Raw genomic sequence first — 11,703 nt, 5'->3', positions numbered from 1 at the left:
TGACCAACCCAAGATTTTTTCGTATAAACCGGGTTTCTTTTCGTAAATCCTATGTTATTCTTCATTATCGCTCAAGAGATATCTTTTGGGATGTGTGGGAAGACACGCCTTGACAGCAAAGAACTGCTGAGGTGACAAAAGCGCCCTCGGGGTTTCGTCACCTCAGCAGTTACGTAATGAAAAGCACAACTACAGGATTTGTGCAAGGATTTACTGTGAGACTCGATCGCACGGCTGACAAAAAAAACAATCTCAGCTTTTAGGAGATTGCTTGAATGAAGGCCTCACACCTCAATCACACCGCCCAAAGGTGCAACTCCTAACTACACGCTAGTCATCAACGCGCCGGCTCGAATAATAACCTTTAATCTCGGAGTTAAAAAATTTGCCTGTAGAATCAGCATCTTGTAGAGATTCCCACATTTGGGGTTCCACATCGCTGTATTGATAGACTGACCCGCTGCTAAATTCTATTTGCAAAACTTGCTCCTCTTCGTCGTATCCGATCGATCTAGCCATTTCGGAATCTACCGACATCATCGCAATTGGTTCTGGGCTTGAAGCAATTTCTTTTAATTCTATACCAGCACTGAGTTCGGTTGAATCTGTATTCGCGATGAAATCAACCATTTGCAGCCCTTGCATTGCAGCTTCGGGAGCGCTAATTTCAATAAACTCTACTTCCGATCCCCGATCGATTAACAGTCCTAGCTGGCCGTTAGAGTGACCAACTGCTAATACGTTGCTCAAGTCTATTTTGGATAGTTTCATGGGATTTGTCAAGGATTGATTTTACGTCAATATCTCCCCCGCTTTGCAACTTTTGATGCCGGGAAAATAGTGAATTATACTAATTCTCAAAACTCATGCAACAGTATATGTAGGGTGCGTCGCCACCCTTAAATATTCAATAATATCCACAATTTTTGAGCGACGCACCGGTGCAGAATAGTGAGCGGAAACAAACCCACACTCATCATTGTTGCAAGACTTTGGATAATTGGTATTAATTAATAGTTTATTCTGAGTTGGCTAAAAAGTCAATATATACTTTGCGAAAATTCTGGCAGCAATCTAGGTGTAAGTTGCGCCCGGGATATCCTACGTTGATAAAATTTGCAGATTTCTTAACAAAACTTGACAATAAATTAAGAATTATTGCCATAAAACAAAGGTAAAGTTGTGGGAATTGCCAGTTAAATCCCAAGCAGCAAAAGCGTTTGAGCATTTCTCCAACCTGAAAATCCTCAGAAAGTTACTATTTCTAAAGGATTCATCCGGTGAGAAAATCAGAAACAACCTTAAAATTTAGCAGTAATCGCCCGATCGGGCAAATCTCAACCAGCACCAGGAAAATACCTATGAAATTGGCTTATTGGATGTACGCAGGGCCAGCCCACATCGGCACTTTGCGCGTTGCAACTTCCTTCAAAAACGTCCATGCGATCATGCACGCACCGATTGGAGACGACTACTTCAACGTCATGCGTTCCATGCTGGAGAGGGAACGGGATTTCACCCCAGTAACTACCAGCGTCGTTGACAGACACGTACTGGCGCGGGGATCGCAGGAACGGGTGGTGGACAATATCACCCGCAAAGACAGAGAAGAACACCCAGATTTAATCGTGTTGACTCCGACTTGCACCTCCAGCATTCTGCAAGAAGACTTGGAAAACTTTGTTAACCGAGCTCAATTGGATGCTAAAGGCGATGTAATGCTGGCGGATGTCAACCATTACCGCGTAAACGAACTGCAAGCTGCCGATCGCACGTTAGATCAAATCGTCCAATTTTACATCAACAAAGCCCGCAAAAAAGGCGATTTAGTAGAAGCCCAAAGCGAAAAACCATCTGTCAACATTATCGGTATGTCAACGCTGGGTTTCCACAACCAGCACGACTGCACCGAGTTGAAGCGTTTGATGGCAGATTTGGGAATAGAAGTCAACGAAGTTATTCCCGAAGGTGCTTCGGTTCACAACTTAAAAAGACTGCCGCGGGCTTGGTTTAACTTGGTTCCTTATCGGGAATTGGGGATGATGGCCGGGGAGTATTTGCAAAAAGAATTCGGCACGCCGATGGTGGATATTACGCCGATGGGTGTGGTAGAAACTGCGCGCTGTATCCGCAAGATTCAGCAAGTTTTGAACGCTCAAGGTGCGGATGTTGATTACGAAGATTTCATTGACCAACAAACGCGGTTTGTGTCCCAGGCTGCTTGGTTTTCGCGGTCGATCGACTGCCAAAACTTGACCGGCAAAAAAGCGGTCGTATTTGGCGATAATACGCACGCTGCGGCGATGACGAAGATTTTGGCTCGCGAGATGGGAATCCACGTTGTCTGGGCTGGAACGTACTGCAAACACGATGCTGATTGGTTCCGGGAACAGGTTAGCGAGTATTGTGATGAAGTGCTGGTGACGGACGATCACGGGCAAATTGGAGATGCGATCGCCAAAGCAGAACCTTCGGCAATTTTCGGCACGCAAATGGAACGCCACGTAGGTAAGCGGTTGGATATTCCCTGCGGCGTAATTGCTGCACCGATTCACGTCCAAAATTTCCCGATCGGCTACAAGCCATTTTTGGGTTATGAAGGCACGAATCAGTGCGTAGATTTGGTGTACAATTCCTTCACTTTGGGAATGGAAGACCACTTGCTGGAAATCTTCGGCGGCCACGATACTAAGGAAGTAATTACCAAGGGAATTTCGGCTGATTCTGATATGGGTTGGACGAAGGATGGACAAGCTGAGTTGAATAAAATCCCCGGTTTTGTGCGGGGTAAGGTGAAGCGGAATACTGAGAAGTTTGCGCGCGATCGGGGAATTGACAAGATTACCGTTGAGGTGCTGTACGCAGCGAAGGAATCTGTCGGGGCTTAATGATTTGTTGGGCGGGCAAATGCCCGCCTTACTTAGTAAAATAGAAATGCACTGTCACTTTTCAAACATAGAAAAGTTCTTTATGGCTAATTCTATTGCTTTCCAGACCGCGATCGAATATGTAGAATCTCTGGGAATTGAAGAGCAAGATTTGTTAATTGAATTAATTCAGAAACGGCGAATTGAAAATCGGCGAGTGGAAATTGCTAACAATGCAAGAGAGGTTTTGACGGCTTTAAAAGCCGGCACAGCAAAGCGAGGCAACCTTGCACAGTTAAAAGCTGATTTACTGGATGAAGAATGAAAACTCAAGTTTGGAACAACAGTTTTAAACGGGTTATCAAGAGAAATCCGCAATTAGGTGAGAAAATATTTTCGGTTTTGGAGTTGTTAGTGAACGCTCCATTTTCTCCTTCATTGAAGGCACATAAACTGCGGGGGCAATTGGAAGGGCTTTGGGCTTGTTGGGTTGAGTCCGATTGCCGAATTATCTATACTTTTGAGCAAGATAATGAAACGCAAGAGGAATTGATCGTCTTGATTGATATTGGGACGCATGATGAAGTATATTAACTGACGATCGCCCTTTTCAAACCAAGTGCGATCGCCCTTATTCCTCCCCGCTATCTTCTGGCTCATTCTCCGCCTCAAAATCCACCTTCTCATAGACATCTGCCAGCGGCACTTCAACTTGAAAAAAATTAAAAACTAGCGCCGCATCCTCCTCATCGTACTGACTATACGACCACCGCTTGTTTGCCAACTTACAATACTGTTCTACATAAACCTGAGATTGGTCGATCAGAATATACTCTTGAAATGTCGGCAGCGTTTGATAAAACTTAAACTTATCGCTCCGATCGTAAGCTTTCGTAGATTTCGATAAAACTTCAATAATAACTTGAGGATTCATCACAGTATCCTTACGATTATTGAAATACTCAGGTTTACCCGGAATTACCATCACATCGGGATAAGTATAAATTCGATTTTTCGTCATCCACAAACGCACGTCGCCCATGAAAACATCATAGTCAAGTCCCTTAAGAGCAAGACGTAATGCAATGCTCATATTCAGAGCAATGCGATTGTGATTTGTAGTTCCACCTGTCATTGGAATAATTACTCCGTCGCGATATTCACTTTTGTACTCTGCTGCTTCTTCCAGGGCTAAATATTCTTCGGGAGTGAAGTAGCGCTGTGCTGTTGGCTGTTCTGTTACTTGTAGAATAGCTGTCACGGTGTTTTTCCCAACTCAATTGATATTGTGCGTTCAGTTTAACATTGCCCGAAATTGCGATCGCCCTTCTCAAACCAAGGGCGATCGCACGCTTATCAACTCGCAACCAAAATTAATCGATCGGATCGAAAACTAAGGTCAATCGAGCAGCGGGAAGCAGTTGTTTGAGAACTCGCAAATGACCCTCTGCATCAGACCAACTGCGAAAGCGACCGACAACGACCCTTTGTAGATTCGGAAGCAAGCGAACCACAATCCAGGGTCTGAGACGTTTCTCATACGGCATAATAGGTGTATCTCCTTTGTTAATTGGAGCCAAAGCCAGTCCTGAGCCCTCGGAAAGCATCGGACTGGCTTTTGACTGAGCCTTGATGGGATTAGACGAATTGTAACATAATAAGCCCAAATATGTGTCAGTAGATTTTTAAGAATAGGGTAACAACACGATCGAGAGCATCAGCTTGTACCATTAAGAGCGTTGGCAAAAACAAACATTTACATTGAGTAAGCGCGTTCACGTTACGTTTCCTGACTACGTATATGAGGCTTTAGATCGATGGGCTGACAAACAAGGCAGATCCACGGCTAACCTGATAGCCTTTCTCGTGGAAACGGCTTTATTGGAAGCTCAACAAAGAGGAGAAGTACCTCCAGGGCCTGAAAAGCCCAAAAGCGACACGTAAAGACTTCCCTCGTGGGTTGCGGGTGCGTGTCGGGCGATCGCACTTATCGAAATTGATAAAAATTAGCATCCGCAATTACGGCGGCAAAGCAGGAACTGGCATGGAAGCGATACAACTTGAATTGGGTACTGAACTGCGCGCCAAGGCTCTGCTAGACCCAACTGCAGGTGATTTTGCAGAGGCGATCGAGGTATTTGCACGGGAATATTTGCCTCAATCGAAATTGTAGGAATTCGCGATCGACTCGATCTCGCTTGTCTGCGGAGGCAGACTTAGTTTGTGCGATCGCGTTGCTAGCGGTTTCAACCGCCAAATAATCTCAAAATAAAAAAACCCTCCCCAACAAGGAGAAGGGAGGGTGAAAACACAGTTATAAATTTAAGTTTTTGCAGAATTAACAATAAGGAGTCACATCCTCGCCGCACTCATCAGCCAAATAACACAAAGCACGGAAGCGAATCCCAACGACTTGTTCGTAAAGCGGATTTAACTTGCACATAGGGGGAATGGAAAATAAAGTGCGAGCGCCAATTTTGACTTCTCGCTCAAACGGACACTGGCTGGGAATAAATTTACACAGCAACCGAGCCAACTTTTGACTTTTAATTGCAGTGTTATCAAGCCATTGTTTTAGCGGATGCAAGGGGTCAAAGTGTGGCTTTTGACCGTAAGGTTGAGAATTTGTAGCGACATTAACTGCGGTTTCTTGTTTGCTAAACCCTACCCAATTTGGCAGAGTTCGGTAGGAGACTGTATGCTCAAATACGTTCATTTTGCTCTGTTCCTCTTTTATAACGAGGTGCCAAGAACTCTCTGTAGAGCTTGTGCGATATTATCTACAATCAGTATCTACAGCATCTCGTTTTACTTTACCGGATTGAACTTCTTGAATTAATGACTTTATGCGATCGAAGTAGTTCCTGATTTTTTTTAGATGCGGTGTGCGATCGAAAAAGTGTCCTCATTTCAAGCCCAAGGATTGATTGATAGGGTAAAAATTCTGCTTTCTACGTTTTAGCTTCAACCTTTGGTTGACTCTCCTTTTGTAGTTCATTTACAATTGTGACGCATTGAGCTGAATAATTCTATACGTGAAAATGCGGAACTTTTAATAAAAGTTATCATATTTCTAAATAAGCTCTGCTGCAAACAACCCTGAAACCCCGCCCCAACTATCTTTGCTCGCGATCGCTCAGAAACTCCTACAATTAGAAATAATCGGTATCACCGCCCTCACAACCCATGAGCAACCCAGAAACCAAAACTATCACCCGCGAATTGCAAAGCCACGCCGCCATTCTCGGCGGTTTCGTCTCCCTCCTCTGGATTATCGAAATTGTCGATGTATTCCTGTTCCGAGGCAGGCTGAATGCCTACGGAGTCCGCCCCCGCAGCCTCGACGGACTTGAAGGCATCCTGTTCATGCCTTTTCTGCACGGCAGTTTTGCTCACTTAGCCGCCAATACCCTCCCTTTTGTGACATTTGGTTGGTTGATAATGCTGCGAGAAATTAGCGACTTTTTTATCGTGAGTGCCGTCACTGTGCTAGTCAGCGGATTCGGAGTTTGGCTGACGGGCGCGCCCAATTCCGTTCACATTGGTGCTAGCGGATTAATCTTTGGTTACTTCGGCTTTTTGCTGCTGCGGGGCTATTTTGAACGCAGCTTTACCTCTATTTTGGTATCTTTAATTGTCGGTTTCTTCTACGGCAGTTTAATTTGGGGAGTTTTGCCGCAGCAGCCGGGAGTTTCCTGGCAAGCGCATTTCTTTGGCTTTGTTGGGGGGGTATTAACAGCTCAACTTTTGGGGCGGCAGAAACGCGGACTCAACTAGAATAAGACTGATGCTGCACGGTATCGTCACCTTCGTTTATTGTCCCGAACTTATCTGAAAGGGTAGGTTTTTTGTCAAGAAACCTGGTTTCTTTTGTAGCAATTGCGTCCCGGACAGCAAGACTAACTGCTGACCAATAATTCAACGCGCGCCGGCAAACACACTGTAAAAACCGAACCGCCACCTAACTCGCTTTGAACGTGCATATCGCCGCCCATCATCAGACAAAAGTGACGGCTAATAGTCAATCCCAAACCCGTGCCGCCGTACTTGCGCGTAGTTGAGGCGTCGCCCTGCATGAAAGCTTGAAATAAATGCTGCATTTGTTCGGAGGAAATCCCAATGCCCGTATCAGCTACGCGAAAAATTATTAATTCGGAAGGTTCTGCTATTTCTTCAGTTGTTAAGCTTTCATGTTTAACTCTTTCAATGCAGAGGGTAATAGTGCCGTTTTCCGTAAACTTAGCTGCATTGCTCAGCAGGTTGAGCAATATTTGACGAGTTTTAGTAATGTCAGCATACATCATTCCCAAGTCGCTACCACAATCAACTTCAAACTTATTATAATTTTTATCCACGAGGGATTCGACAGTCGAAACTACATCCTCAATTAAATTAACCGGGTTGAAAGTTTCTAAGTAAAGTTCCATCCGCCCCGCTTCAATCTTAGAAATATCAAGAATATCGCTAATTAAAGACAGCAAGTGTTTGCCGGCAGTTTGAATTTTGTGCAAGTCGGGGATAAAATCTTCGCAACCTAACTCCTCGGCATCTTCTTTGAGCATATCGCTGTAACCAATAATCGCGTTGAGGGGAGTTCGCAATTCGTGGCTCATATTAGCTAAAAAGGCGCTTTTGGCTTGGCTTGCAGCTTGAGCGGTTTGGGCTGCTTTTTGGAATTCTTCTGCTAATTTGCGCTGGGTAATATCTTCGGCAATGCCGACGATGCGGTAAACTTCTCCGGTTTCGCTGCGGACTGGAAAAGCCCGATCGCGCACCCAGCAAACTGAACCGTCCGTTGGCGTAGCCCCCGTAGGGGATCGCACTACCCGATACTCCTCATCATAATCGCCCCGCACCTGTTTCTCAAAAGCAGCCTTGACGCGATCGAGATCCTCCGGGTGAATAACATCCCAAAAAGCCTCCGGTTCTGACAGCAAACTCTGATAGCTCAAATTCCATATTTTCTCGCAAGCAGGACTCACATAAAGTAGCCGCTTTTGATTGGGTTCTCTAATCCAAAATACCTCATGAATATTTTCTGCCAACTGGCGAAACCGCTCCTCGCTGGCCCGCAACTGCCCCACAGCACTGTGAAATTCGGTCACGTCCTGAATCAGCGATGCCACCCCGATAATGCTGCCGTCAGCGTCAACTAAAGTGGTATTGTACCACTCGCAAAGAATAATTTTGCCGTCCTTTCTGATGTTCTCGTTAATGCTGGTAACTCCTCCTTGATTAGCGAGCAAAGTTATAGATAGTTGCCTGACATACTCCTTAGCACTTTCAGGAACTATTAGATCGACTCCGTGGCGTCCCATTGCTTCCAAGCGGTTGTATCCAAAAATTCTTTCCGCTGACAAATTCCATTCCGCTACTTCAAAGTTTAGATTCCATTCAATGGCTCCCAAAGGAGTTTGATGAAGATGGAGAGCCAGTTTTTGCTGCGATTTCTTCAGAGAAATAATTAATTGATTTTTGTCGGCGATCGCAGATTCCACCCGATCTTCGAGAGTAGTAAACGACTCTTCCAATTGACCGGCCATCGTATTAAAAGAGCGAGCCAGGACACCCACCTCATCCTCCCGCTCTACAGACGCCATCAAGCGGGGATCTACCGCCATCCCGTCCCATTCTCCCCGCGACAAAGCCTCCGCAGCCTTACTCAGACGCTGAATCGGTACAACAATCCACCTAGAAGTCAGAGCGCCAATCGCCGTTGCCACCACCAAAGCACCGAAACACAGCAACACTGTGTAGCGAGTGTTGGCGTTAATCCTTTCCATAAAATCGGCTTCAGGAACAGCCACCACAATCAACCAATCGAGGCCCCTGCTGTCTGAGAGCGGCGTCACCTGTAGAAATTGCCGTTGACCGTCGATCGTAAAATCTAACTGACGAGATGTGTCAATTTTGCCCAAATCCCCGAAGCGTTCTGTCAAATAGCGGGCGGTCGATCGAATCAGAGCATTCTTGCTGCTTGTTGCCATAATCCGTTTCGGAACGCCGTTGCTAACAATAAATGGCGGTTCAAGAGTAGAATTTGCCACCAATTGCCCAGACCTTTCTACAATAAAAGTCTGTCCTGATTTGCCAATTTTTAGACTTTCCAAAAATTGACCGATCTTGGAAAGTGTCAAGTCACAACCCAGGATTCCTATCAGTTTTCCATCCTCGCCATAAACTGGTTGAGCAGCCGTAATCGCTAGTTTGGGAGAGTCAAAATAAGTATAAATTTTACTCCAAGTCGGTTTGCCTACCAGCACCGGAGCTATGTACCAAGGTCGAATGCGGGGGTCGTAGTTGAGAGTAGTTTTCAATAGTTTGGTTGGTTCCCCGAACTCTGACGGCGCGTAGCTTTGAAAGTTATAGCCAGTAGATTTATTAGACATCTGAACTTGCAAACTGCCGTCGTCGAGGCGTTCAACTCCAATAAAATCTTTTTCTTCTGATGCGAATTGAATGTAGCTAATTTTATCAAAGTTTTTGATTTCTTTAGAGAAGTAGCGTTGCAAATTATCAGCATCCTGCACGTTCAAAATGCCGAGACGGATGGCATCGAGATTGAGCTGATTGATTTGGTGGGGTGTTTTGATATAAGTATAAATATGTTGCTGGATACGCGATGTGACTTCTGCCCGCAGTTGTGCGGCAACATCGTTGACGGCTATGCGCCCGTTCCGCAGCGACAGCCACCCAGTCAACCCTACAGCACCGAAAGTCTGGAGGGCAAAAGGCACCACAAGGATGATGCGAATTGGCACTTGGCCCGACATTTTAAAAATTTGGTCGGTCAGATATCTGATTGGCATGATGAAGCAGAAATATTACAAACCCACAACATTTCGGTAAAGTACAACCTGATGAGCGCAGATTTTGAAGTTGAGATGGTTTTAGTAGGCAAAGTGCTGTTAAGAACTCGTAATTTGTCGCTGGTAATTAAATTTTTAACCACTGCCACCGCCATCTTAGCGCGATCGGGAGCTTTGGGTACATTGGCGATCGGGATGAATGCAGTATCAATCCTGGACGCACTCTACACGCTCATATTATTATAGATTTGAGATTAAAGAATTAAATAATTGGGAAAAACAGATTCTGTAAGGGTTTAGAACTTGCCTGCTGTTGCATTCTTTTTTTAAACTCGTATCTGAAACCGGGTTTTTTTAGCGTTTAGGCGGGCTGCAACGAACTATTTTCGCGAAACAAAAAGCCGATGGATGCCCCGGTGGATGGCCGCCCGTGCGTCCAGCACTCACTATTTTTCCAATCCTGACGGGGGCTAATCAAATAAACCGAGTTTTTGGTTGACTCGTTCCTGAAATGACGTATTTTGTCGTTTCAACCCGGTTGCTGCGTCAGTTCTATTTGTCCGATGACTTGTCCGATGACGCGATCGAAAGTTATAAGTTTTCACAGCAACTTTAATTGATATCTCCACAAGCAGCTACTTTTGATAGAGTACAACTTAATTGCGGCTGGGTACAATAAGCATAGTAGGATGCAACTAGCAGAGGCATGGATGATGAACGCAGTTATTGCTACTCTTGGCACTGCTCTCGGACTGAGCTCAATTTTTATCGGTTTGACCCCGGCGGTTCTCGCCCAACAAAGACTGCAACCAGCGCCCCAAAATTCGGAAACGACTTTATCCGGCGACTCGTTGAGGACTGTGGAGGACAGAACAGTAGACTCGGACTACCAAAACTTGATTGGCGAACCACAAACGGCGACTAATTCTGCTAGAAGGGAGGGCAGCTTGGGCGACACATTTCGTCTCAAACTCAATAGCGAATTTGAATTTATCACTACTCCTTCGGACGCCCAGCGTCAAAGAAATCCTTTACCTCCAAAACAAACCGACAGCGGCACAGAAGCGGGAGTTCAGCTTCAGCTAGGACTTTAGCAATTTTAAATGAATTCATTTGAAGCAAGCGATCGCGGAACCCAATTTTTGACGGTCGGAACTATTGTGACTGCGATCGCCTTTTTATATGAGTTTTATCACAATTTGTGTGCGCTTTCCATCACACCACATCGCCGATTCTCAAAAGACAATTAGGACTATTAAAGTTCTGATTCAGCCCTAGCGGTTACATATTTTTACAATAGCGCATAAAACTGGCGGTGAAGGTGATGGGAAAGGCTCAACTGATCGATTATTTGCGGGGGGAGTTGGCGATATCGAATTCTGCGATCGCCGTTGCTCTACGACACGGCGAACAAGACGGCAGCCAACTGCCTATGGTTCTGTGGCAGTACGGGTTAGTTACGCTGGAACAGTTAAACCTGATATTTGATTGGATGGAAGCTCAGCCGACTTAGCCATTTAAAATTCAGAGTTTAAAAACATGGATATCGGATTGCAGATTTTTGACAAATAAAGCTTGCACAAATGGTTGTCGAAAAGTACGAGGTTAATTTTTTCACTTTGGCTAAAATACAAATATGCGGTAGGGACACAGCAGTGCCGTGTCCTCATTTTTGTTGCCGGCTAACATAAACTGCTTTCCTATCATTTCCGGTTGCACCGGAATTACAGCATATTCGGTGGTTCGTGAAGTACACTATAAAGCTATATTGTGCGGTACGTGTTATGTAGGGTGCGTCGCTGCGGAGCAGGTTCAATGGAATTTGCAGATTGATGCGTGGCGACGCACCTTACTTACGACTCTTATTGTGTGTACCGCATATACATGGAATATGCTGTATATAGAGGATACGGCAGTGCCGTGTCCCTACCGCGATTAATTGTAAGCGATCGCAGACATTATGAAACAAACCCCAGCAACCTTTAAGGTGCCGGGGCTTGTCTTATCGAATTTGGTGGCGGGAAGTG

At 45.3% G+C, this 11,703-nt stretch carries 15 protein-coding genes; 10 read left to right on the top strand and 5 right to left on the bottom strand.

Translation table 11 applies throughout. From position 1 onward, the window contains the following. Positions 1-330: 330 nt before the first annotated feature. Positions 331-771 carry a KTSC domain-containing protein gene (locus QUA56_RS03370; protein WP_333353194.1) on the bottom strand — a complete coding sequence of 147 codons (441 nt, stop codon included), beginning with the start codon at positions 769-771 and terminating at the stop codon, positions 331-333. A 590-nt stretch (positions 772-1,361) separates the two neighbouring features. Here QUA56_RS03370 and bchB point away from each other — a divergent pair. The 3 genes from bchB (at position 1,362) to QUA56_RS03355 (ending at position 3,461) form a co-directional block, all read left to right on the top strand. Beyond that, positions 1,362-2,888: a ferredoxin:protochlorophyllide reductase (ATP-dependent) subunit B gene (bchB, locus tag QUA56_RS03365; RefSeq protein ID WP_333353191.1), complete on the top strand. Its 1,527-nt coding sequence runs from the start codon at positions 1,362-1,364 to the stop codon at positions 2,886-2,888. Positions 2,889-2,970: 82 nt separating this feature from the next. Continuing rightward, positions 2,971-3,192, top strand: a complete 222-nt coding sequence (locus QUA56_RS03360) for a hypothetical protein (RefSeq protein WP_333353188.1) — start codon at positions 2,971-2,973, stop codon at positions 3,190-3,192. Beyond that, the gene (locus tag QUA56_RS03355) at positions 3,189-3,461 is read left to right on the top strand and encodes a type II toxin-antitoxin system mRNA interferase toxin, RelE/StbE family (RefSeq protein WP_333353185.1); all 273 of its coding nucleotides are present in this window, start codon (positions 3,189-3,191) and stop codon (positions 3,459-3,461) included. The genes QUA56_RS03360 and QUA56_RS03355 overlap by 4 nt, the downstream gene beginning before the upstream one ends. 37 nt (positions 3,462-3,498) lie before the next feature. Here the strand turns inward: QUA56_RS03355 and QUA56_RS03350 are convergent, their stop codons facing one another. Both QUA56_RS03350 and QUA56_RS03345 read right to left on the bottom strand, forming a co-directional pair. Further along, positions 3,499-4,128, bottom strand: a complete 630-nt coding sequence (locus QUA56_RS03350) for a Uma2 family endonuclease (protein WP_333353183.1) — start codon at positions 4,126-4,128, stop codon at positions 3,499-3,501. A 112-nt stretch (positions 4,129-4,240) separates the two neighbouring features. Continuing rightward, positions 4,241-4,474, bottom strand: a complete 234-nt coding sequence (locus QUA56_RS03345; protein ID WP_333353292.1) for a hypothetical protein — start codon at positions 4,472-4,474, stop codon at positions 4,241-4,243. A 154-nt stretch (positions 4,475-4,628) separates the two neighbouring features. On the opposite strand from QUA56_RS03345, the gene QUA56_RS03340 reads away from it, so the two are divergent. Further along, positions 4,629-4,811: a ribbon-helix-helix domain-containing protein gene (locus QUA56_RS03340; protein WP_333353179.1), complete on the top strand. Its 183-nt coding sequence runs from the start codon at positions 4,629-4,631 to the stop codon at positions 4,809-4,811. A gap of 52 nt (positions 4,812-4,863) precedes the next feature. Further along, the gene (locus QUA56_RS03335) at positions 4,864-5,040 is read left to right on the top strand and encodes a hypothetical protein (protein WP_333353176.1); all 177 of its coding nucleotides are present in this window, start codon (positions 4,864-4,866) and stop codon (positions 5,038-5,040) included. 165 nt (positions 5,041-5,205) lie between these two features. Here the strand turns inward: QUA56_RS03335 and QUA56_RS03330 are convergent, their stop codons facing one another. Further along, positions 5,206-5,583 carry a Mo-dependent nitrogenase C-terminal domain-containing protein gene (locus tag QUA56_RS03330; RefSeq protein WP_333353173.1) on the bottom strand — a complete coding sequence of 126 codons (378 nt, stop codon included), beginning with the start codon at positions 5,581-5,583 and terminating at the stop codon, positions 5,206-5,208. A gap of 470 nt (positions 5,584-6,053) precedes the next feature. On the opposite strand from QUA56_RS03330, the gene QUA56_RS03325 reads away from it, so the two are divergent. Next, positions 6,054-6,644 carry a rhomboid family intramembrane serine protease gene (locus QUA56_RS03325; RefSeq protein WP_333353171.1) on the top strand — a complete coding sequence of 197 codons (591 nt, stop codon included), beginning with the start codon at positions 6,054-6,056 and terminating at the stop codon, positions 6,642-6,644. A gap of 122 nt (positions 6,645-6,766) precedes the next feature. On the opposite strand, the gene QUA56_RS03320 is transcribed toward QUA56_RS03325, so the two are convergent. Continuing rightward, positions 6,767-9,676, bottom strand: coding sequence for a PAS domain S-box protein (locus QUA56_RS03320; RefSeq protein WP_333353168.1), 2,910 nt, complete (start codon positions 9,674-9,676; stop codon positions 6,767-6,769). Positions 9,677-9,727: 51 nt separating this feature from the next. Between QUA56_RS03320 and QUA56_RS03315 the strand changes: the two genes are divergently transcribed. From QUA56_RS03315 to QUA56_RS03300, 4 genes are all read left to right on the top strand, one after another. Next, complete coding sequence (locus QUA56_RS03315; RefSeq protein ID WP_333353165.1) at positions 9,728-9,922, top strand: hypothetical protein; 195 nt, start codon at positions 9,728-9,730, stop codon at positions 9,920-9,922. 443 nt (positions 9,923-10,365) lie between these two features. Continuing rightward, a complete protein-coding gene (locus tag QUA56_RS03310) occupies positions 10,366-10,770 on the top strand; it encodes a hypothetical protein (protein ID WP_333353162.1) in 405 nt (134 codons plus the stop codon). A gap of 9 nt (positions 10,771-10,779) precedes the next feature. Beyond that, the gene (locus QUA56_RS03305) at positions 10,780-10,926 is read left to right on the top strand and encodes a hypothetical protein (protein WP_333353159.1); all 147 of its coding nucleotides are present in this window, start codon (positions 10,780-10,782) and stop codon (positions 10,924-10,926) included. Between the two features lie 74 nt (positions 10,927-11,000). Then, on the top strand, positions 11,001-11,189 hold the full coding sequence (locus QUA56_RS03300) for a DUF2949 domain-containing protein (RefSeq protein ID WP_333353157.1): 189 nt from the start codon (positions 11,001-11,003) through the stop codon (positions 11,187-11,189). Positions 11,190-11,703: the final 514 nt, after the last annotated feature.

The organism is Microcoleus sp. N3A4 (assembly GCF_036701805.1).
Classification (GTDB): domain Bacteria; phylum Cyanobacteriota; class Cyanobacteriia; order Cyanobacteriales; family Microcoleaceae; genus Microcoleus.
This window is presented reverse-complemented; position numbering and strand designations above follow the sequence as displayed.

What these genes read in the sequence shown, in the direction of transcription:
- QUA56_RS03370 (WP_333353194.1), bottom strand. Translation starts at nt 771, where the DNA reads ATGAAACTATCCAAAATAGACTTGAGCAACGTATTAGCAGTTGGTCAC.
- bchB (WP_333353191.1), top strand. Translation starts at nt 1,362, where the DNA reads ATGAAATTGGCTTATTGGATGTACGCAGGGCCAGCCCACATCGGCACT.
- QUA56_RS03360 (WP_333353188.1), top strand. Translation starts at nt 2,971, where the DNA reads ATGGCTAATTCTATTGCTTTCCAGACCGCGATCGAATATGTAGAATCT.
- QUA56_RS03355 (WP_333353185.1), top strand. Translation starts at nt 3,189, where the DNA reads ATGAAAACTCAAGTTTGGAACAACAGTTTTAAACGGGTTATCAAGAGA.
- QUA56_RS03345 (WP_333353292.1), bottom strand. Translation starts at nt 4,474, where the DNA reads ATGCTTTCCGAGGGCTCAGGACTGGCTTTGGCTCCAATTAACAAAGGA.
- QUA56_RS03330 (WP_333353173.1), bottom strand. Translation starts at nt 5,583, where the DNA reads ATGAACGTATTTGAGCATACAGTCTCCTACCGAACTCTGCCAAATTGG.
- QUA56_RS03325 (WP_333353171.1), top strand. Translation starts at nt 6,054, where the DNA reads ATGAGCAACCCAGAAACCAAAACTATCACCCGCGAATTGCAAAGCCAC.
- QUA56_RS03320 (WP_333353168.1), bottom strand. Translation starts at nt 9,676, where the DNA reads ATGCCAATCAGATATCTGACCGACCAAATTTTTAAAATGTCGGGCCAA.
- QUA56_RS03315 (WP_333353165.1), top strand. Translation starts at nt 9,728, where the DNA reads ATGAGCGCAGATTTTGAAGTTGAGATGGTTTTAGTAGGCAAAGTGCTG.
- QUA56_RS03310 (WP_333353162.1), top strand. Translation starts at nt 10,366, where the DNA reads ATGCAACTAGCAGAGGCATGGATGATGAACGCAGTTATTGCTACTCTT.
- QUA56_RS03305 (WP_333353159.1), top strand. Translation starts at nt 10,780, where the DNA reads ATGAATTCATTTGAAGCAAGCGATCGCGGAACCCAATTTTTGACGGTC.
- QUA56_RS03300 (WP_333353157.1), top strand. Translation starts at nt 11,001, where the DNA reads ATGGGAAAGGCTCAACTGATCGATTATTTGCGGGGGGAGTTGGCGATA.